This window comes from Agrococcus jejuensis, from assembly GCF_007679035.1.
Taxonomy (GTDB): domain Bacteria; phylum Actinomycetota; class Actinomycetes; order Actinomycetales; family Microbacteriaceae; genus Agrococcus; species Agrococcus jejuensis_A.
Genome location: NZ_VEFR01000004.1, coordinates 175,998 through 196,469, shown reverse-complemented (window position 1 = coordinate 196,469; position 20,472 = coordinate 175,998). Strand labels below are relative to the sequence as shown.

19 protein-coding genes and 1 pseudogene are annotated in these 20,472 nt (G+C 72.5%); 10 read left to right on the top strand and 10 right to left on the bottom strand.

The window, feature by feature from the left end:
- The first annotated feature begins 52 nt into the window (after nucleotides 1-52).
- The 4 genes from FS793_RS13225 (at nucleotide 53) to FS793_RS13210 (ending at nucleotide 3,683) form a co-directional block, all read left to right on the top strand.
- Entirely contained in the window at nucleotides 53-1,354 is a 1,302-nt protein-coding gene (locus tag FS793_RS13225; RefSeq protein WP_186329518.1) for a heparan-alpha-glucosaminide N-acetyltransferase domain-containing protein, read from the top strand.
- A 341-nt stretch (nucleotides 1,355-1,695) separates the two neighbouring features.
- Nucleotides 1,696-2,052: a GntR family transcriptional regulator gene (locus FS793_RS13220; protein ID WP_144721069.1), complete on the top strand. Its 357-nt coding sequence runs from the start codon at nucleotides 1,696-1,698 to the stop codon at nucleotides 2,050-2,052.
- Nucleotides 2,049-2,942, top strand: coding sequence for an ABC transporter ATP-binding protein (locus FS793_RS13215; protein WP_144721067.1), 894 nt, complete (start codon nucleotides 2,049-2,051; stop codon nucleotides 2,940-2,942). Before FS793_RS13220 ends, FS793_RS13215 begins: the two co-directional genes overlap by 4 nt.
- A gap of 12 nt (nucleotides 2,943-2,954) precedes the next feature.
- The gene (locus FS793_RS13210; RefSeq protein ID WP_144721065.1) at nucleotides 2,955-3,683 is read left to right on the top strand and encodes a hypothetical protein; all 729 of its coding nucleotides are present in this window, start codon (nucleotides 2,955-2,957) and stop codon (nucleotides 3,681-3,683) included.
- A 146-nt stretch (nucleotides 3,684-3,829) separates the two neighbouring features.
- On the opposite strand, the gene FS793_RS13205 is transcribed toward FS793_RS13210, so the two are convergent.
- Nucleotides 3,830-5,194, bottom strand: a complete 1,365-nt coding sequence (locus FS793_RS13205) for a cryptochrome/photolyase family protein (protein WP_144721063.1) — start codon at nucleotides 5,192-5,194, stop codon at nucleotides 3,830-3,832.
- 624 nt (nucleotides 5,195-5,818) lie between these two features.
- Here FS793_RS13205 and erm point away from each other — a divergent pair.
- A pseudogene (gene erm / locus FS793_RS13200) lies at nucleotides 5,819-6,565 on the top strand (23S ribosomal RNA methyltransferase Erm); the annotation flags it as partial.
- A gap of 183 nt (nucleotides 6,566-6,748) precedes the next feature.
- Here the strand turns inward: erm and FS793_RS13195 are convergent.
- The 8 genes from FS793_RS13195 to FS793_RS13160 all read right to left on the bottom strand — a co-directional run bounded on the left by FS793_RS13195 (nucleotide 6,749) and on the right by FS793_RS13160 (nucleotide 13,710).
- Nucleotides 6,749-7,633, bottom strand: a complete 885-nt coding sequence (locus FS793_RS13195) for a type II secretion system F family protein (protein ID WP_144721059.1) — start codon at nucleotides 7,631-7,633, stop codon at nucleotides 6,749-6,751.
- The gene (locus FS793_RS13190) at nucleotides 7,633-8,562 is read right to left on the bottom strand and encodes a type II secretion system F family protein (protein ID WP_144721057.1); all 930 of its coding nucleotides are present in this window, start codon (nucleotides 8,560-8,562) and stop codon (nucleotides 7,633-7,635) included. Before FS793_RS13190 ends, FS793_RS13195 begins: the two co-directional genes overlap by 1 nt.
- Nucleotides 8,559-10,037 (bottom strand): CpaF family protein, encoded by a 1,479-nt coding sequence (locus FS793_RS13185; RefSeq protein WP_144721055.1) that lies wholly within the window; start codon nucleotides 10,035-10,037, stop codon nucleotides 8,559-8,561. Before FS793_RS13185 ends, FS793_RS13190 begins: the two co-directional genes overlap by 4 nt.
- Complete coding sequence (locus FS793_RS13180) at nucleotides 10,034-11,221, bottom strand: AAA family ATPase (RefSeq protein WP_144721053.1); 1,188 nt, start codon at nucleotides 11,219-11,221, stop codon at nucleotides 10,034-10,036. The genes FS793_RS13185 and FS793_RS13180 overlap by 4 nt, the downstream gene beginning before the upstream one ends.
- Complete coding sequence (gene cpaB / locus FS793_RS16300) at nucleotides 11,218-11,937, bottom strand: Flp pilus assembly protein CpaB (RefSeq protein WP_186329517.1); 720 nt, start codon at nucleotides 11,935-11,937, stop codon at nucleotides 11,218-11,220. The genes FS793_RS13180 and cpaB overlap by 4 nt, the downstream gene beginning before the upstream one ends.
- Nucleotides 11,934-12,992: a TadE/TadG family type IV pilus assembly protein gene (locus FS793_RS13170; protein WP_186329516.1), complete on the bottom strand. Its 1,059-nt coding sequence runs from the start codon at nucleotides 12,990-12,992 to the stop codon at nucleotides 11,934-11,936. Before FS793_RS13170 ends, cpaB begins: the two co-directional genes overlap by 4 nt.
- Nucleotides 12,993-12,994: 2 nt before the next feature.
- Nucleotides 12,995-13,396 carry a TadE/TadG family type IV pilus assembly protein gene (locus FS793_RS13165; RefSeq protein ID WP_260980164.1) on the bottom strand — a complete coding sequence of 134 codons (402 nt, stop codon included), beginning with the start codon at nucleotides 13,394-13,396 and terminating at the stop codon, nucleotides 12,995-12,997.
- Nucleotides 13,397-13,488: 92 nt separating this feature from the next.
- Nucleotides 13,489-13,710, bottom strand: coding sequence for a Flp family type IVb pilin (locus tag FS793_RS13160; RefSeq protein WP_144721045.1), 222 nt, complete (start codon nucleotides 13,708-13,710; stop codon nucleotides 13,489-13,491).
- 258 nt (nucleotides 13,711-13,968) lie between these two features.
- Here FS793_RS13160 and FS793_RS13155 point away from each other — a divergent pair, with 258 nt between their 5' ends.
- From FS793_RS13155 to FS793_RS13135, 5 genes are all read left to right on the top strand, one after another.
- Complete coding sequence (locus FS793_RS13155; protein WP_144721043.1) at nucleotides 13,969-14,595, top strand: TetR/AcrR family transcriptional regulator; 627 nt, start codon at nucleotides 13,969-13,971, stop codon at nucleotides 14,593-14,595.
- A gap of 42 nt (nucleotides 14,596-14,637) precedes the next feature.
- Nucleotides 14,638-15,279: a prepilin peptidase gene (locus FS793_RS13150; RefSeq protein ID WP_144721041.1), complete on the top strand. Its 642-nt coding sequence runs from the start codon at nucleotides 14,638-14,640 to the stop codon at nucleotides 15,277-15,279.
- A gap of 142 nt (nucleotides 15,280-15,421) precedes the next feature.
- Nucleotides 15,422-17,686: a bifunctional metallophosphatase/5'-nucleotidase gene (locus FS793_RS13145; RefSeq protein WP_144721039.1), complete on the top strand. Its 2,265-nt coding sequence runs from the start codon at nucleotides 15,422-15,424 to the stop codon at nucleotides 17,684-17,686.
- 105 nt (nucleotides 17,687-17,791) lie between these two features.
- Nucleotides 17,792-18,844, top strand: a complete 1,053-nt coding sequence (locus FS793_RS13140; RefSeq protein WP_144721037.1) for a threonine aldolase family protein — start codon at nucleotides 17,792-17,794, stop codon at nucleotides 18,842-18,844.
- A 200-nt stretch (nucleotides 18,845-19,044) separates the two neighbouring features.
- Entirely contained in the window at nucleotides 19,045-19,710 is a 666-nt protein-coding gene (locus tag FS793_RS13135) for a YdeI/OmpD-associated family protein (protein WP_144721035.1), read from the top strand.
- Between the two features lie 91 nt (nucleotides 19,711-19,801).
- Here the strand turns inward: FS793_RS13135 and FS793_RS13130 are convergent, their stop codons facing one another.
- On the bottom strand, nucleotides 19,802-20,428 hold the full coding sequence (locus tag FS793_RS13130) for a pyroglutamyl-peptidase I (RefSeq protein ID WP_144721033.1): 627 nt from the start codon (nucleotides 20,426-20,428) through the stop codon (nucleotides 19,802-19,804).
- Between the last annotated feature and the right edge of the window lie 44 nt (nucleotides 20,429-20,472).

Here is a 20,472-nt window from a genome sequence, read left to right as displayed (position 1 = left end):
GTGAAGCGTCTGCCGGCGGGTGACGCATGGGCGGAGGATGCATGATCGACGCATGAGCGCGACGCCCGCATCCGCCGCCGGGGCTGCCGCGAGCGCGCCCTCGCAGGTCGAGGGCACCGCATCCTCGACCCGCGTCGTCGCCATCGACCTCGCGCGCTGGATCGCGATCGTCGGCATGATGAGCGCCCACCTCCTGGGGTCGGTCGCCGCGTCGTGGACGGGCGGCACGGATGCGCAGGCGCACGTCGCCTACGTCGTGATCGCCGGCGCGAACGGCAACGCGTCGTCGCTCTTCGCCGTGCTCGCGGGCGCGAGCCTCGTGCTCGCGACGCGCTCGCTGCTCGCGCGCGGCGCCCGCGGCGCAGCGCTGCGATCGGTGCTGGGGCGGGCGATCGTCGTCGGCGCCGTGGGCGTCGTGCTCGCCTCCACGGCGCCGCCCGTCTACGTCGTGCTCAACTTCCTCGCGTTCGCGATGGTCGTCGCGGCGCCGCTGCTGCTGGCGCCGAGCTGGGTCGTGGGCACCGTTGCCGTCGCGCTGTGGCTCGGCGGCTCGCAGCTCGCGCTCGCGGTGCGCGAGTGGCGCTTCGGCGAAGGCATCTACCGCGTCAGCGACTCGCTCGACGGGTCGCCGTGGGCGGCACTCGTCGATCTCGTCGCCACCGGCGAGTACCCGGCGGTCACGTGGGTGCCGATGCTGGCCGTCGGCATCCTCGTCGCCCGCGCGGTGCTCGCGGCGCGATCGACGGCCCGCGCACGCGTCCTGGGTCTCGGGCTGCTCGGCGTCGGCGCCGTCGTCGCGACCGCAGCGATCCTCGTGTCGCAGCGGGTCATGGACGCCGAGGCCGACGCCTGGGCCGCCGAGCAGGGGTTCACGGAGCTGCTGCCGTGGCTGCTGCGGTTCGGCACGGGCACGCCACCCGACGCGTCGTGGTGGTGGCAGGCGACGGCCATCCCGCATACGGGCACGATCGGCGACGTCGCCCGCGGCGTCGGCGTGGGCGTCGCCGTGATCGGCGCGCTCGTGGCGCTGCTGCCGCCCGGCGCGCGCATGCCGCGCGTGCTCGCACCCGTGCGCGCCGCCGGCGCGGCGCCGTTCACGATCTACACGCTCCACGTGTGCGCGCTGCTCGTGGCCTCGGCGATCTGGGCGATCGACGGCCCCGGCGAGGTCATCGTCGCCGCGGGCAGCGAGGTCGAGCTGCCGCCCTGGTACGTCGCCGGCCTCGTCATCCTCGCGCTGCACGTGCTCGGCTCGCTGGCGCTCGGGGCGCTGCTCGCACGGGCGGATGCGAAGGGTCCCCTCGAGCGGATCGCGAGCGCGGTCGCGCGCTCGTTCGCGACGCCGACTCGCTGAGGGGCGCTCGACCCCTGGCTGGTCGAGGAGCGCAGGCGCGCAGCGCCTTCGCGTCACGAGACCACGTGACGCGCCCGCTCGACGCGACCATGCGCGCGGCTGAGCGGGAGCAGCGGTCGCGTGGTCTCGTGACGCGTGCTCGCCCAAGGGCTCGCGCGCTCCTCGACCAGCTGTCGGCGACCGCCCTCGAGCGGTGCGGCGCTCGACCCTTGCGCCTCCGCCGGTTCTATGGTTCATTAGTCGAGTAATGAACCAGCGAAGCCGATCGGATGCGCACCGAGACGCCGCGCCGGATGTGCGCACATCCACCACTCCACCCATCCACCCGAGAGGACGAGCACATGCTCGATGACGGGAAGCCGCTGTTCCAGCAGATCGCGGAGCAGCTCTCGAACGACATCCTCGACGGCACCTACCCCGAGGAGACCGCCGTGCCCTCGACGAACGAGCTCGCGCAGTTCCTGCGCATCAACCCCGCCACGGCGGGCAAGGGGCTCAACCTGCTCGTCGACGACGGCATCCTCTACAAGAAGCGAGGCATCGGCATGTTCGTCGCCACCGGCGCTCGCGACCGTCTCGTCGAGGCGAGGACGCGCGCATTCACCCACGAGTTCATCGCACCCATGCTGCGCGAGGCAGCCAAGCTCGGCATCACGCCCGGCCAGCTCGTGCACCTCATCCAGGAGGAGTCGGCATGACCGCCGTCATCGAGACCACGAGTCTCTCCAAGCACTACCCGAAGGGCGTGCGCGCGCTCGACGACGTGTCGATCGCGCTCGAGCCGAACCGCATCCACGCCCTGCTGGGCCGCAACGGCGCCGGCAAGACCACGCTCATGCAGCTGCTCACCGGCCAGCTCGTCGCGACGAGCGGCGACATGCGCGTGCTCGGCGACCACCCGTTCGAGAACGCCCAGGTGCTCTCGCAGACGTGCTTCATCCAGGAGTCGCAGAAGTACCCGGACGGGTTCCGCGCGCAGGACGTGCTCGCCGTCGCCCGAACCCTCCACCCGCAGTGGGACGAGGACCTCGAGCGGCAGCTGATCGCGGACTTCCGACTGCCGACCGATCGGCAGATCAAGAAGCTCTCCCGCGGCCAGCTGTCGGCGATCGGCATCGTCGTGGGCCTCGCATCCCGCGCACCGGTGACGTTCTTCGACGAGCCGTACCTCGGCCTCGACGCCGTCGCCCGGCAGCTCTTCTACGACCACCTGCTGGCCGACTTCGCCGAGCATCCACGCACGATCCTGCTGTCGACGCACCTGATCGACGAGGTCGCGAACCTGCTCGAGCACGTCGTCGTCATCGACGAGGGTCGCGTGCTCATCGATGCCGACGCCGACGAGCTGCGCGGCCGCGCCTACGACGTCTCCGGACGCGTCGACGCCGTCACCGCCTACGTCGCCGGGCGCGAGGTCGTGGCGCAGCAGCGCATGGGCGGGCTCGCGAACGCGACCGTCATCGGACCCATCGACGCCGCCGCACGCGCCGAGCTCGACGCCGCCGACCTCACGACGAGCCCCGTGTCCTTGCAGGCGCTCGTCGTGCACCTCACCCGCACCCCCGAGCTCGCCGCCGCGAGCCGCTGAGAGGAGCACGCCATGTTCCGCACCGCCTCCGTCATCCGGCTCCACACGCAGCAGCGCTTCAACACCTTCGTGCTGCCGTTCATCATCCTCGCGATCGCGTTCGCGGTCGTGCTGGCCATCGGCGTCATCGCCAACCTCAGCGTCGACGACCCGTCGCAGCTCGACGGCATGCACGAGGGCATGCGGTGGAACGGCGCCGTCTGGTCGGTGCTCGGGCCGCTCATGGGCTTCGGCTTCACGGCGATGCTGCAGATCTTCCCGCTGTCGCTGGGCCTCGGCATCACGCGTCGCGAGTTCGCCGCGGGCACGCTCGCGGTCTTCGGCATCATCGCCGCCCTCTTCACGACCGCCATCACCGTGCTGAAGTCGATCGAGCAGGCGACCGACGGCTTCGGCCTGCGCATCCGCATGTTCGACGTCGTCTACGTGGGCATGGGCGACTGGTGGCAGACGGCCGTGCAGACCTTCCTGCTGCTGCTCATGGCGATGTTCCTCGGCGCCGCCGTGTCGACCGTGTACCTGCGGTGGGGACAGCGCGGCCTGTGGATCTCGCTCACGTCGCTCGCGCTCGTGCCGTTCCTCGTCGTCTCCATCGCCTTCGTGGTGCCGGGGATGATGGAGCAGGTCTTCATCGCCGTCGGCTCGGTGCCGTGGATCGGATGGATGGGCATCGTCGCGTTGATCGGCGCGCTCGCCGCCGGCGCGTGGGTGCTGCTCATCCGTCGGGCACCGGTGCGCTGACCCGCGCTCGCGTCACGACGCCCCGCCACCATCCTCGGTGGCGGGGCGTCGTGCGTGCTCCTCGCGATTGGTCACTTCTGTCGCTCGATTGGGCGGCAGTGGTTCGCGACACGCCGCCGCGCGAACCACTACTGCCCAATCGAGGATCAGCGCTTCGTCGCCGCGAGCCGATCGAGCGCCTCGGCGCGCTCCTCCTTGTGGTCGAGGATGCGCTCGGGATAGCCGTCGCGGTAGCCGTCGTCGACCTTCCACGGCTCGTGCACCGCACCGCCGCCCACGTGGCGCAGCTCGGGGATCCACCGCCGCACGTACTCGCCCTCGGGGTCGAACCGCTGCCCCTGCAGCACGGGGTTGAACACGCGGAAGTACGGTGCCGCATCCGTGCCGGTGCCCGCCGTCCACTGCCAGCCGTGGTTGTTGGATGCGACGTCGCCGTCGACGAGATGGTCGAGGAAGTGGCGCGCGCCGTGCGGCCACCACACGTGCAGGTCCTTCACGAGGAACGACGCCGTGAGCATGCGCACGCGGTTGTGCATCCACCCCTCGGCGAGCAGCTGGCGCATGCCCGCATCCACCATCGGGAACCCGGTGCGGCCCTCGCGCCAGGCGTCGAACGCGTCGCCGGGCTCGTCGTACTGCATGCCGTCGAGCGCGTCGGTGAGGTCGTGCCAGTCGCTCTGCGGCGCGTGCCAGAGCACGTCGGCGTAGAACTCCCGCCACGCGAGCTCGGTGCGGTACCGCAGCAGCGACTGCATGCGCTTGCCCGTGCGGCCGCGGGCGCGGCGCTCGAGGTCGGCGAGCATCGTGCGCGGATGGATCGTGCCCCACTTGAGCTGGGCCGACATGCGGCTCGTCGTGTCGTCGCCGGGCCGGTCGCGGCCGTCGTCGTAGTCGTCGAGGTCGTCGTCGAGGAAGGCGTGCCACCGCGTCAGCGCCGCCTCCTCGGAGATCGTGGGGATGTCGGCGTCGATCGCGGGCGCCGCGGGCAGGTCGTCGGACTCGACGAGCCGGCTCCAGCGCAGCCCCTCGGGATCGTCGGCCGGGGCACGCCATCCGTGCTCGAGCCACGCCTTCGAGAACGGCGTGAACACCTTGTAGCGGTCGCCCGAGCCGTTGCGCACGCGGCCGGGCGTGACGGCGTACGGGCTGCCGGTCTCGACCCAGGCGACGTCCGTCGCCTCGAGCGCCTCCTGCACGCGCGCGTCGCGGCGGCGACCGTAGGGGAAGGTCTCGGCGCTCACGTGCACGGCGGTCGCGTCGATCTCGGCCGCGAGCTGCGGCAGGATGCGCGCGGGGTCGCCGCTGCGCACCACGAGGGCGCCGTCGGTCGCGCGCCGCAGATTCGCGAGCGCGTCGGCGAGCGCGGCGGTGCGCACGTCGCCGGCGGTGCCGAGCAGCGTGCGGTCGAGGACGAAGACGGGCAGCACGTCGCCCTCGGCCGCGGCGGCGCCGAGCGCGGGGTGATCGCCGAGCCGCAGGTCGCGGCGGAACCAGAGGATCTGTCGAGGCATCCCTCTCACGGTACGGATGCGCGACGGCGCTCCGGGCGGGCTTGACGCGCGGCGGTGCACGCTCTGAGTGGTCACTCGATGTCGTCAGAATCGGGATTCGACGACACCGAGTGACCACTCAGTCGCATCGAGTGACCAGTCGGTGGGATGCGGCACACGGGAGGCGTCGACTAGCCTGGCCGCATGGGAACGATGTACGCGATCCGCATCCGCCGCGCCTGAGCGCGGGCCGATCCCCTCTTCGCTCGGCTCGTCGCCGACCGCCGGTCGCCGGCTGCAGCAGCATGCTGCGCCCGCACCCGTGGTCCGCACGTCAGGAAGCGGCACCTCGTGCTGCCACCGCCACCCACGAGCCTCGCGGAGCCTCCCATGTCCCGGCATCCTCGCCGACGCGCCGATCGCGGCGCCCCCGACCACCGACCGCAGCGCACGTCGCAGCCTGATCACGGCCTCCCTCGCGAGCATCGTCGCGACGACCGACCCGAACGCCCCGGAGCGGGCGCGCCCGGCGCGTCCGACTCCGGCGCGTCCGGCGACGCCCGTCGCGATGCGCCACGCGACCGACGCACGCCCACCTCGGGCACGCGGCCGGCGCAGCCGCCGACCGCATCCCGCCACGCGCCCGGCAGGCACGAGCTCGGCCAGAGCTTCCTCGTCGACCGCGCGGCCGTGCGTCGCATCGTCGACCTCGTCGACGCCACCGACGGCCCGATCCTCGAGATCGGCACGGGCGACGGCGCGATCACGCGGCCGCTCGCGCGGCTCGGGCGCCCCATCCGCGGCCTCGAGCTCGACGCGCGTCGCGCCGCGCGACTCGACGCGCGCACGCCGCAGCACGTGCGCATCGAGCACGCCGACGCCCTCGACCACCGCTTCGACGCGCGCCCGCACGTCGTGGTGTCGAACCTGCCGTTCCACCTCACGACCGCGCTGCTGCGGCGGCTGCTGCGCGCGCCAGGGTGGACGGATGCGGTGCTCGTCGCGCAGTGGGAGGTCGCGCGCCGCCGCGCCGGGGTCGGCGGGGCGACGCAGCTGACGGCGCAGGCGGCGCCGTGGTTCGACTTCGCGCTCGACCGCCGCATCCCCCGCTCGGCGTTCCGCCCGATGCCGGCGGTCGACGCAGGCCTCTTCACCGTCGCGCGGCGTCCGGATCCGGGCATCCGCTCGCGCGCCGGCTACGAGCGGATGGTGGCCGACGTGTTCGGCGCCTCCGGTCGCGGCCTCGCACGCATGCTCGCGCAGGCCCGCGTGCTGCGGCTCGACGACGCGAAGGCGTGGATGGGCGGCCGCGGCGTCCCTCGCGACGCCTCCCCGACGGCGCTCACGCGCGACGACTGGATCGCCCTCTGGCGAGCGAGCGGCGGCCGGTGACGGCGCGCCCGCGCCCCGCACCGATCCCGCGGCCCCTGCCTCGAGGTGATCGGCGACTCTGCCACCGAGCGGCGACCGCTGCCGTGCCGACGTCGCCGATCCCGTCCCGAAGTCGCCGATCCCCGTGCCGGAGTCGCCGATCCGAGCAGCAGCGACGCCGCCGTCGGGAGCGGCGAGGCGGGGCTACGAGAAGGCGGCCACGATGTCGAGCACCGCGGGCGCGAGCACGACGATGAACAGCACGGGCAGGATGCAGAGCATGACGGGCATGAGCACCTTCACGGGCACCTTCTGCGCCTGCTCCTCGGCACGCTGCCGACGCTTCAGGCGCATCTCGCCCGCTTGCGTGCGCAGCACGTCGGTCACCGAGATGCCGTAGGCATCCGCCTGCAGGATCGCGCGCACGAACTGCCGCAGGTCGGCGACGTGCGTGCGCTCGGCGAGCTGCTCGAACGCCTCGCGTCGCGACCGCCCCATGCGGATCTCCTGCAGCGTGCGCGTGAGCTCGTCGGTGAGCGGCCCGTCGCCGTTGCCCGCCGTGCGCGTCATCGCCGCGTCGAAGCCGAGGCCCGCCTCGACGCCGATGAGCATCTGGTCGAGCGTGTCGGGCAGCTCCTTCTGGATGCGCTGGTCGCGTTCCTGCCCGCGGCTCAGCAGCAGCAGCTCGGGCAGGAAGTACACGATGACCGAGCCGAGCAGCGTGACGACCACGAGCAGCGGCGCCGCGCGCCCCGCGACCACGAGCACGCACAGCAGCAGCGCGATCGGCACCCAGGCGAGCTTGAGCGTCAGCAGCCGATCCATGGGCGCACCTGCCGGGCGACCGGCGCGGGAGTGCTGCCGGTCGAGCATCGAGAGCACGGCGCCGGGCGTGAGCCGCACGGCGAGCGCCACGGAGGCAGGACGCCCCCTCGGCGTCGGGTCGGCGGCCTCGGCGGCGATGGCGCCGCGCTGCAGGTTCGCGAGCATGCGGGTGCGCTCGGCGGTGGAGGAGGAGGTGAGCGCGAGCACGGCGACGACGAGCGACCCGGCGACGAGCGCGCTGCCCACGAGCACGACGGGGTCCATCAGAGCTCGATCTCGACGGTCTTGCGCAGCCAGATGCCGCCGACGACCAGCAGCAGCACGGCGACGCCGATGAGCACGGGTCCGAACGGATGCTCGACGAACGGCGAGAGGTAGCCGGGGTTCGAGATGCCGACGAAGCCGGCGACGCCGATGGGCAGGATCATGAGGATGACCGCCGACAGGCGACCCTCCGCCGAGAGCGCTGCGACCTGGCGACGCAGCATGCCGCGCTCGCGGATGGTGGTGGCGACGCCGTCGAGCACGTCCGACAGGCTGCCGCCGACCTCGCGGTTGATCGCGATCGCCTGCGTCGCCCACCGGAAGTCGACGTTCGCCATGCGCTCGGCAGCCTCCTCGAGCGCGTCGACGACGGGCCGGCCGACGCGAGTCTCGTTCACGATGCGCGCGAGCTCGCTGCTCGTCGGCTCCTCGGCCTCCTTCGCGACCGACGCGAGCGCCTGCATGAGGCTCTGGCCGGCGCGGAGGCTCGACGACATGAGCTGCAGGGTGCCGCCGAGCTGGTTCGCGAACTCGGTGCGGCGCTTCGCGACTCGCGAGCGCACGATCAGCCAGGCGATGCCGACGGCGCCCACGCCGAGCGGCAGCGCCAGGATGCCGCCGCCCAGCACGACGACGATCGCCGCGATGGCGACGCCGCCGAACAGCACGAGCAGCGCGAAGTCCTGCGGGCGCATGCGGATGCCGGCGAGGTCGAGCGACCGCGCCAGCGCGCCGGCACGGGGCTGGATCGCCTTCGACATGAGGTTCGAGGCGAGGTTGGCCGCCCCGGCGAGCGCGCCCTCCCCGTCCTCGATCCCGGGGCGACGACGCGACCGTGCGAGGTGCACGCGGAACGGCTGCAGCACGACGAGCAGCGCCGCGGCGATGCCGACGGCGACGACGACCGAGCCGACGAGCGCGGCGGTCACCAGGCGCCCCTCGCGGCTCGGACGGGCGGGTCGAACGTGCCGGGCGGCACGGCGATGCCGTGGTCCTCGAACCGCTCGGCGAAGCGCGGGCGCACGCCCGTCGCGATCGGCGTCCCGAGGAATCGGCCCTGCGCATCCACGCCGGCCGAGAAGTCGAACACGAAGACGTCCTGCATCGTCACGAGCTCGCCCTCCATGCCCTGCACCTCGGTGACGGCCGTGATGCGGCGGGTGCCGTCGCGCAGGCGCGAGAGCTGCACGATGACGTCGACGGCCGAGGCGATCTGCTCGCGGATCGCGCGCAGCGGCAGGTCCATGCCGGCCATGAGCACGAGCGTCTCGAGGCGCGCGACGGCGTCGCGCGGCGAGTTGGAGTGCACGGTCGACAGCGAGCCGTCGTGGCCCGTGTTCATGGCCTGCAGCATGTCGAGCGTCTCGCCGCGCACCTCGCCGACGACGATGCGGTCGGGGCGCATGCGCAGGGAGTTGCGCACGAGGTCCCGGATGGTGACCTCGCCCTTGCCCTCGACGTTCGCGGGCCGCGACTCGAGCCGCACGACGTGGTCCTGCTGCAGCTGCAGCTCGACGGCATCCTCGATCGTGATGATGCGCTCGTCGTCGGGGATGCACGACGACAGCACGTTGAGCAGCGTCGTCTTGCCGGTGCCGGTGCCGCCCGAGACGATGATGTTGAGCCGGGCCTCGACGCATGCGCGCAGGAGCTCCGCCATCTGCGGCGTGAGGGTGCCGAAGCGCAGGAGGTCGTCGACGACGAGGGGGTCGCGCGAGAACTTGCGGATCGTGAGCGTCGAGCCCGAGAACGCGAGCGGCGGGATGACGGCGTTGACGCGGGAGCCGTCCTCGAGGCGCGCGTCGACCATGGGCGACGACTCGTCGATGCGGCGTCCGACGCGCGTCACGATGCGCTCGATCACGCGGCGCAGCTGATCCTCCGACGTGAAGCGCACCCCCGAGAGCGTGAGGCGCCCGTGCTGCTCGACGTAGACCATGTCGGGGCCGTTGACCATGATCTCGCTGACGGTGTCGTCGTCGAGGAGGCGCTGGAGGGGGCCGAGGCCCAGCACGTCGTCGCGCACCTCGGCCATGAGGCGCTGTCGCTCGTCGGCGGTGAGGGGCGTCGGCTCGGCCTCGACGACGGTGCCGAGCTCCTCGCGCACGAGCGCATGCAGCTGCGCCTCCGTCAGCGAGGGGTCGTTGAGGCGCGTGCCGATGCGGGCGAAGAGCGCGTCGGCGGTGCGGGCCTTGACGCGCTGGAGCCCGTCGGCGTCGGGCGACGGCGCCGACGGCGCGTGGGTGCGCTCGGCGAGCGACGGGTGGTGCTCGCCATCGGCCGGGGATGCGGGTGCCGGGCCCGGGGGCGCGCTCGCGGGTGCCTGCACCAGCGCGGACGCCGGCGCAGCGACTGCGGCCTCGTCGCCGCGTGCTGCGGCGAGCCGGTGCGCGAGGGAGGTCATGCCGCAGCCCGGTGTCGGCCGCTCGAGCGGCGCTCGTCGACGTCGCGGTAGTACGCGACGAGCGTCGCGAGGCGCCGTGCGACGGCGTCGCGCGGCTTGCCGGCGACGATCGGCACGCCCATGTTCATCGCAGCCGTCGCGGCCTTCGAGTGCGGGATGGTGAGGTCGACCTTCGACCCGATGGTCGCCTCGACGTCGCGCACGCTCAGCCCGTTGCCGGGGTTCGCGAAGTTCAGCACCACCTGGCGGGCATGCGTGAGCATCCCGAGCTCGCGCAGCGTCGCCATCTCCTTCGCGAGCCCGCGTGCACCGGGCACGTCGAACGTCGTGAGCAGCAGGGGGTCGGTGGTGTGGTCGAGGGCGGCAAGCGTCGTGGCGTCGAGACCGGGAGCGGTGTCGAGCACGACGTGGCGGAACTGCCGGGACAGCGCGGTGATGACGGCGGCGACCTGATCGGGCGTCACGACGTCGGCGCCGGCAGGCGTCGCGGGCGCGCACAGCACCGACAGGCCCGACGAGTGCTGCGTCAGACGCGTCTTGAGCGCGATCGGGTCGAGCACGGCCTGCGACCGCACCACGTCGTCGATGGCGTACTCGGGGTCGAGCCCGAGCGCCGTGGCGACGTCGCCGAACTGCAGGTCGAGATCCACGAGCACGACGGATCCGGGGTCCGCGATCGCGAGACCGACGGCGAGGTTCGTCGAGATGGTCGTCTTGCCGGCGCCGCCCTTCGGCGACAGCACCGAGAGCACGCGGCCGGGGGTCTCGAGCGTCGTCGCCTCGACGCCGTGGGCCATGGGAGCGGCGGACCGCATCCGCATGCTGGCTGCGACGCGCTCGAGCACGGCGCGCAGCGAGTCGACGTCGGTCGCGGGCGGCAGCACGTCGCGCACGCCGGCGCGCATGGCGTCGAGCGACAGCACGTCGGGGTCGCCCACCAGCACGACGCCCGTGCCCGGCAGCTCCACGTCGATGCGGGCGGCGAGCGCGATGGCCTCGCGCGACGCCCGCGTCGCGTCGACGACCACGACCTCGGGATGCGACGGCGCCGCCGCGAGCACCAGCAGGTGGCGCGGATCCGTCGGCAGCGGCTGCGCGGGCACCGCGATGCACGTGCCGCCGGACGCGTCGTGCACGCGGGCGTGGAGGTCGGGGGAGTCGGAGACGAGCAGCACCGCGATCATCGGATGACCTCCTCGATGATGCCCGGGCCGTCGGCGGCGCCCTCGGGCTCGATGGACAGGTAGATGAGCTCGTACTCGGCGGAGTAGACGAGCTGCTGCGCGGCGGTGGCGTCGACCGCGAGCGTGATCGAGATCATGGGCTCGGCGGCCTGCTCGGTCTGCTCGCCCGTCTCCGCGTCCGTCGTGGTCGAGGCTCCGCCCGCGACGGCGACGACGAGCACGCGATGCTGCACGAGGCGCGTCGCGGGGGTGAGCGGGTCGCCGTCGGAGACGAAGACGCCGACGCGGTCGCCCGGTTGCACGTCGCCGCCGACGACGCGACGCGCCTCGAGGTCGAACGTCAGCAGGTGCATCCCCTCCGGCACCTCGACGGCGCCGCCGAGGTCGTCGGGTGCGGCGAAGCGGCTCGCGAGCAGCTGCTCCCCCACGACGAGGTCCGACGTCGCGACCTGATCGGCGATCTCGGCGAGGTCGGCGAGCGCGCCGAGCGCGCCTGGCGCGACCGCCGAGGCGGGCAGCTCCTCGAGCGCGACGGCGTCGGCGATCGCCGACGCCGAGGTGCCCTGGGCGATCGGCTCGACGACGACGAGCACGGGAGTGGGCTCGAGTCCGGCCATGGCGCGGGCGTCGGCGCCCGATGCGTAGGAGAACGTCACGACGCCTCCGACGATCGCGAGCACGAGCGCCGACGCGATGACGAGCACGCGACGGATCATGGTCTCTCCTCTGGGAGCACGAGCTCGACGCGCGGATCGCCGATGGGCTCCGCGTCGGGCCCGTACTCGAAGTCGTCGCTCGGCGAGTCGATGCCGAGCTCGAGCTCGATGGTGGCGTCGATGCAGCGGTTCTCGACGCTCGTGGGGATCAGGTTCACGATCTCCACATGGCTGCCCGGGCAGGGGTTCGGGTTCGACACGACGCCGTTGCCGAGGTTGTAGCCGTGCAACGTGACGGCGACGAACGCGTAGACGCGGTACTGGTTCGTGCGCGTGACGCTGTTCAGGCGGATCTCGCTGTGCACGGGCAGGTACACCGTCTCGCCGAGATACTCGGAGAAGTGTCGGGTCGAGCAGCTCGCAGGCGCCTCGGGCCGCGGCGCCTGACCGACCCACGTGCGTACCTCGACGTAGGTGTCGCCGCATCCGGGTCCGGGAGCGAGGAATCCGAGCGCCGAGCCCGGCTTCGTGAGCCCGAGCGAGGACAGCAGCGCACCAGGGCACACGGTGGCGGTGAGACCGAGCCGCGGCACGCGCAGGCCGCTCGCGGGAAGGTCCAGGCCGATGACCCGACCCGAGAGGTCGAGCACCTGGCCCACGCCGACTGCTGCGACGAGCTCGCACCACGAGATCGTGAGCGGCATCACGACCGTGCCGCGCTCCGGGTAGCCCCAGCGTGCGCCCGAGGTCGCGCTGAGCTGCGTCGACTCGATGCCGGCGACGGGGCCGAAGAAGTGCTCGCGCGTCGAGGTCGTCGTGACCTCGACGTAGCCCTCGACCCTGTCGATGACATCGACGGTCGCGAAGGCCGGGTCGACGAGCGGCGCGTTCGCCGTCGCCATGTCCTGCGCGGCGAGCGCGTTCGTCGTGCTCGTGCACACCTGCCGTGAGCACTGCGTCGCGATCGCGAGCGCCGCGGCGTCGGCACCCGTCTGCAGCCGCTGACGGTCGACCTGCATGAGGCCGACGTCGATGCCGAGGGCGCCGACGACGAGCAGCGGCACGATGAGCAGCGCCACCCAGGTGGCGGCCGCGCCGCGGTCGCGGCGTCGCATGGTCAGCCTCCGCATCGCATGGTCCCTCGTCCGGTGAGCTCGATGGCGCCGAGGCCGCCGAGCAGCTGGTGGTCGACCCTGATGGTCACGGTGACCCGGTCGCCGATCAGGCACGTGATGGGACTGATGGCGATGTCCGACGGCTGGAGCGCGATCGTCGGAGCGGCAGCCGCGATGGCCGCCTCGCGCGCGGCGGCCGCGCGGTCGGGCAGCGTCGAGATGGCGGCGATGCGCACGCCCTCTCGCGCGGCACCGTCGAGCATCGACTGGATGTGCAGCGCGTAGCCGAAGGCGAGGATGCCGAGCGTCAGTGCGACGAGCACCGGCAGCACGATCGCGAACTCGACCGCGACCGCTCCCCGGTCCCTCGCCTCGCGCAGCGCGCGGCAGCGGTGAGCATGCACGGCGACCTCCTCCCCTGCGTGCGATGCCGGGAATGGCGGATGCGGTGGCGAGCCCCCGAGGGCTCGCCACCGCATCCGACGATGGGAGCTGGTTACGGCTCGGTGGTCCCGCCACCGGGCGTGCCACCGGGAAGGACGGCCGTGACGCTCTCGAAGAGGCCGGTGAGCTGGGTGCCGAGAGCGGCGACCGCGATGATGATGACTGCGGCGATGAGGCCGACGAGGAGGCCGTACTCGACGGCGGTGGCGCCGCGGTCGGACGAGGAGAAGCGGTCTGCGATGCGGCTCTGGACGGCCTGCAGTGCTGCGAACATGGTGGGTTCCAATCGGGTCGGGATTCCGTGCCTGGCCGCACGGTTGCCGAAGACTTCGGATGCAGCGCATTTGCGCCTCCGGCAATTCGAGGAGTCTGGCAAGTCTTCGGCGCGCGAACCTGTACGTCGACTGCGAACATGCCCGGCGAATGCTGCGAATCGTGAATCTGTCGTACGAACACTTCGAACGTTCGAACTGTCCCCCGGACTACAGATCCCGCAGGACTTCCCAAGCGGCATCTCCTAGGGTTTCGCCTCATGCCCGAGAAGGACCCTGCGCAGCGCCGACGACCGTCGCTGCGCGAACGGAAGAAGCTGCACACGCGTCGCACGATCGCCGACGCCGCGTTCGCACTCGCCGTCGAGCACGGCCTCGACGGCGTGCTCGTCGAGGAGATCGCCGAGCGCGCCTTCGTGTCGCCGCGCACGTTGTCGAACTACTTCCCGTCGAAGGAGGCCGCGATCGTCGCCGCGGGCGAGGACGACCTCGCGCAGCTCACGACGGCGCTGCGCGAGCGCCCCGACGACGAGGCGCCGCTCACCTCGCTGCGCGCCCTGCTCGCCTACGCCGTGAATGCGTGGACGCCGGAGCAGCTCGACGCCCTGCGCGCCAAGGAGCGCCTCGTCGACGAGCACCCCACCCTGCTCCCCTATCGCATGGCGCAGTACGACGCGCTCGAGGACGCCATCCGCGTCGCGGTGGCCGAGCGCATGGGGCTCGATGCCGAGACCGAGGCGCACCCGCGCCTCGTCGCCGGCGCCGCCGCGAGCGTGGTGAAGACCGCCATCCGCGTGTGGGTGCGCCAGGACGGCGACGAGCCCACGATCGGCGACCTCGTCGCGACGGGCTTCGCCGACCTCGAGACCGGTCTCGCAGAGGACTGACGCGAGCGAGCCGCGGCGTCCAGACGCCTCGTACTCGCGAAGATGGACCCCGTGCCCCTCGCCGTCGTCCTCGCCGCACTCGCATGCGGCGCCGCGGCGTGGGCCCTGACCCCCTCGGCGCGACGGCTCGTCGACACGCGATCGCGCTGGCTGCACCGCGCAGTGCCGACGGCGCTCGGCATCGTCGGCGGCGCGGGCGCCGTGCTCGCCGCGACGAGCCCGGCGCACGCCGTGGGGCTCGGCATCCTGGCCGCCGCCTGCGCCCTGCTCGCACCGATCGACCTCGCGACCGAGCGCCTGCCCGACGCCCTCGTGCTGCCCGCGCTCGGCGGGCTGCTCGCGAGCCTCGTCGTCGCGTCCGCCATCACGGGCGACTGGGCCCGGCTGGGCACCGCCGTGCTCGCGTCGCTCGCTGCGGGTGCGGGCTACTTCGCGCTGGCATGGATCTCGCCGTCGAGCATGGGGCTCGGCGACGTCAAGCTCGCGCTGCCGCTCGGCCTCGCGCTCGGCTGGCACGGCTGGCTCGTGCTGCTCGTCGGCGTGCTCGCGGCGTTCGTGCTGCTGCTCGTCGTCGCACTCGTGCTGCTCGTCGCGCGGCGCGGGATCCGCGGCGTGCAGGTGCCGTTCGGACCGCTCATGATGCTCGGCGCCGCCGCTGCGATCGGGTGGGCGACGCAGCGCTGACGAGCAGGCGGAGCCCGCGACACGCCGCGACGACCCCTGCCATGTGAACGCTAGGTAACGACCTCGTCGCGATCCGGTCGCGAGCCTCGGCGCATCCATAGGCTGGCCATATCCGTCCCCCTGACACGAGGATCACTCACTCATGACTCGATCGAACGTGCGCCGCGGAGCCCTCTCCGCCGTCGCCGCAGCCGGCGCCATCGCGCTCGGCCTCGGCGTCGCCGCACCGGCATCCGCCACCGTCAATCCCGACGGCAGCGTCACCGTCGACCTGCTCTCCATCACCGACTTCCACGGCGCCCTGCGTGCCGCCCCCAACATGGCGCAGCAGATCGCGACCTTCCGCCTCGACAACCCCGACACGCTCTTCTCGTCGGTCGGCGACTCGATCGGCGGATCGACCTTCGAGTCGGCGATCTTCCAGGACGAGCCCACGATCGATGCACTGAACGCCATGGCGCTGGACGTCTCGGCTGTCGGCAACCACGAGTTCGACCAGGGCTTCGACGACCTCGTCGACCGCGTCGTGCCGCTCGCCGACTTCCCGTACCTCGCCGCGAACGTCGAGGGCCAGTCCGACCTCGCGCCGACCGAGATCATCACGACCGACAACGGCGTGCGCGTCGCCTACATCGGCACCGTCACGCAGCAGACGCCCGACATCGTCAGCGCGTCTGGCGTCGAGGGCCTGACGTTCACCGACCCGGTGGCCGTGACCAACGCGATCGCAGCCGACATCGTCGCGACCGACTCGGCCGATGTGATCGTTGCACTCGCGCACGAGGGCACCGCCGTGATGCGCGACGGGCTGTCCGCAGACGTCGACGTCGTGTTCACCGGCCACTCGCACGAGACGATCCCCACGCAGGTGCCGCCGCCCAGCGGCGTCACGCCGCTGCCCGTGTCGTACACGCCGTCGGGCGCGCCCATCGTGCAGTCGGGATCGTCGGGCTCGGTGCTCGGACACGTCGAGCTGCTCGTCGCGCTGGACGGCACCGTCACGGTGGCCACCGCCGAGAACCTCTCGGTCTCCAGCATCTCGCAGGCGCAGGCCGACTCCGACGACCCGATCACGTCGCCCGCGACCGAGCCGGCCGTGCTGCAGATCGTGCGCGACACGTTCGACGCAGCGCGCCCCATCGGCGCCCAGATCGTCGGCGAGGACATGACGCTGCCGTTCCTCGCAGCCTCGAACAGCGGCACTCCGAACTCGGGCACGCCGCAGCATCGCGGCGCCGAGTCGCCGCTGGGCAACCTGATCGCAGAGGTGGCGCGCGTGACTGCGAACGAGGGAGGGCTCGACGCCGACTTCGGCATCATCAACCCCGGCGGCATCCGCGCGGACCTCGTGCCGAACGCGAGTGGTGAGATCACGCTGCGTCAGGCGTTCAACGTCACGTCGTTCAGCAACACGATCGGCACCCTCGACCTCACCGGCGCGCAGGTCGACGAGCTGCTCGAGCAGCAGTTCATCGGCCAGGGCTCGCGGCCGATGCTGGCGCTTGGTCTCGCGGGCCTCGGCTACTACTACGACCCCACCGCCCCGATCGGCGATCGCGTGACGGGCATCTGGCTCGAGACCACCGAGGTGATCGACGGCGAGGAGCTCGTGCTGCAGGAGCCGATCTTCGAGGAGGACGTGTACACGGTCGCGTCGAACGTGTTCCTGCTCGAGGGCCAGGACGGCTTCACCGTGCTGCGCGATGGCGCGAACCCGCAGGCGCTCACGACGATCGACTGGCAGGCGACGGCCGACTACCTGACGGCCAACCCGGGCCTGCTGCCCGACTACACGCAGCAGTCGATCGGCGTCACCGAGGTCACGCCGTTCGACCAGGTCTTCGAGCCCGGCGACGAGATCACCATCGACTTCTCGTCGCTGTCGTTCACGAACATCGAACCGAAGCCGTCGGTGGTCACCGCCTCGGTCGTCGACTTCGGCTCCGCCCCGACCGGTGACGTCGTCACCGGCTCGGTCACGGGCGGCTTCGACCAGGCTGCGGCCGAGCCGGGCACCGTGCTCGTGGAGGCTCCCGTCGACAATGCGAACGTGCTCGACTCGAACGAGACCGGTCGCGCGAGCGTCACGTTCACGATTCCCGAGGACACCGAGGACGGCCTGTTCGCAGCGCAGTACGTGTCCTCCGGCAGCGGACTCGACGACCAGCTGCTCGGCATCCTCGTGGTCGAGGTCGACGCCGCCGACGCCCCGCCGTCGGTCGACCCGTCGACGCCGCCGAGCGCGACGCCGCCGACGACCTCGCCCAGCACGCCGCCCGCCGCGGGCGGTGCTGGTGGCACGCTGCCGCAGACCGGCGCCGAGCTCGCCGGACCGGCCGTCGCGCTCGCAGCGCTGCTGCTCATGGCCGGCATCGGCCTCGTGCTGCGTCGCCGTCGCACGCTCTGACGCACCCATCGTTCGAAGGCGGTCCCGACTCGCGTCGGGGCCGCCTTCGTCCGTTCGCGGCATCCGGCGTCGCGGCGCGAGCCGCGGAACCGAGAGGATGGATGCGTGCAGCAGATCCACGACACCAGCATCCGCACCTTCGCGAGCGACAACTACGCCGGCGTGCATCCCGCCGTGCTCGCCGCGATCGCGACGGCGAACGAGGGCCACGTCGTGTCGTACGGCCTCGACCCGTACACGGCGAGGCTGCAGGAGGTCGTGCAGGCGCACCTCGGCGAGCAGGCGGAGGCGTTCCCCGTCTTCAACGGCACCGGCGCGAACGTGCTGGCGCTGCAGTCGAGCCTGCCGCGCTGGGGCGCGGTCATCTGCGCGACCGGTGCGCACATCAACGTCGACGAGGGTGGCGCGCCCGAGCGCGTCGCCGGCCTCAAGCTGCTCGCCGTGCCGACGCCCGACGGCAAGCTGACCCCCGAGCTCGTCGACCGTGAGGCGTGGGGCTTCGGCGACGAGCACCGCGCGCAGCCCGGGATCGTGTCGATCACGCAGTCGACGGAGCTCGGCACCCTCTACACGGTCGACGAGATCCGCGCGCTCGCCGACCACGCCCACGGCAAGGGGATGCTGCTGCACGTCGACGGCGCCCGCATCGCCAACGCTGCGGCGGCGCTCGACCTGCCCCTGCGGGCCTTCCTGACCGACGCGGGCGTCGACATCCTGTCGCTCGGCGGCACGAAGGACGGCGCGCTCGGCGCCGAGGCCGTCGTGACCCTGTCGGAGCGCGCGGGCGACGGTCTCGTCTACCTGCGCAAGCTCGACATGCAGCTCGCGTCGAAGATGCGCTTCCTGTCGGCGCAGCTGCTCGCGCTCTACGACGGCGACGTGTGGCTCGAGAACGCGCGCCACGCGAACGCGATGGCCGCTCGACTGCGCGCGGCGCTCGAGGGGGTCGACGGCGTGGACTTCGTGCAGCCGACCCAGTCGAACGGCGTCTTCGCGCACCTGCCGGCCGGCGTGGCCGATCGCGTGCGCGAGTCGTTCATGTTCTACGACTGGAACGGCGAGTCGGGCGAGGTGCGCTGGATGTGCTCGTGGGACACGACCGAGTCCGACGTCGACGCCTTCGCAGCCGCGGTGCGCGCTGCGGTCGCAGCGGCGTAGCGCTCGCACGGCTCGACTGGGCCGCGCCCCTCCATCGGTTGGCCACCTTCTGCGTCGATTGGCCATCTTCTGCGTCGATTGGCCATCTTCTGCGATCGATTGGTCCACTTGTGGACCAATCGCCCTGTCGATTGGTCCACAAGTGGACCAATCGACGCCTCACCGCGAACCGCGTCGCACGTGCGTGGCATGCTGACCGCATGACGCAGCCGGGCACGCCGGGCGGGAGCGCCGAGCGGCCCGCGATCTTCTTCCGCGACGCCGCCGAGCTGCGTGCCTGGCTCGAGGCCAACCACGAGACGGCGACCGAGCTGTGGATGGGGTTGCACAAGCGCTCCTCCCCCGCCGCGGATCCCGGTCTCGGGTGGGCGGATGCCGTGCCCGAGGCGCTGTGCTTCGGCTGGATCGACTCGGTCTCGCAGCGCATCGACGAGCACACGCGGCGCCAGCGCTGGACGCCGCGGAAGTCCGTGAGCACGTGGTCGGCGGTCAACGTCGCGCACGTCGAGCGGCTGCTCGCCGAGGGGCGGATGCACCCGGCCGGCATCGTCGCGTTCGAGCGGCGCACGCCCGATCGCACGGGCACCTACTCGCACGAGCAGGATGCGGTGGCGCTCGCAGCGTCGGAGCAGGCGGTGCTCGACGCGAGCGCGCCCGCGACCGCGTTCCTGCGCGAGGCGACCGCGAGCTATCGCAAGGCCGCCATCCACTGGATCGCCTCGGCGAAGCGCGACGAGACGCGCGCGCGGCGTGCGGCCCAGCTCGTCGAGCGCTGCGAGGCGGGCGCGCTGCTGCCGAACCTCAGCCCCGTGGCGACGCCGCGCTGGGTCGAACGGGCAGCGGCCGCCGCCGACGCGGCGCGCTGACGCTCGGCGCCCGCCGCATCCGCGGCTGCGCGCTCGGCCGAGCGGCATGCGGCCTCGCCGTGCCGCATGCGCGCGGCATCGGTGGCGACCTTCAGTCGGCGGCCACCTGCCCGGCCGCCGATGCCACGCACGCGCCGATCGCCGTCGCGAGGTCGTCGAACGTCAGCGCCGTCGCGACGCCCGCGACCGCATCCGTCTCGCGTCCCACGCCCGCGACGCCGATCGAGCGCACCGCCGGCACGTGCACGAATGCTGCAGGCACCGGCAGGCCGGCGACCTCGACGGCGATGCGGTTGCAGACGAAGCCGCCCGCATCCTCCGACGCCTCGGCCCGCACGCCTGCGTCGCGGATGGCGGCGACGAGCGCGTCGACGTCGAGCGTCGCCGCGCGCAGCTCGGGGCCGTCGTCGATCGCGACGTCGCGCGGCTGGTCGCCCGCCTCGTCGGGGATGCGCGCGTCGATGCGGTTGCGGCCCTGTCGCTCGGGCGTCACGACCGCACGCCCGCCGGCCTCGCCGATCGCGAGCACCGCATCGGGCGCGTGCTCGTCGACGAGCGCGCGCAGCCGCGTCGGCGCGGTGGCGAAGGCGACGGGCAGGATGCCGACGGCCAGGTCGACGCCGGGCACGTCGCGTTCGGCGAGCCGCAGCACCGCCTCCCGGCTCGCGTTCTCGGCGTCGCCGCCGAAGGGCTCGAATGCCGTCAGGAGGATGCGCATGACTCGATGGTGCCATCGGGGGACACTGCTGAGTGTCGCTCACC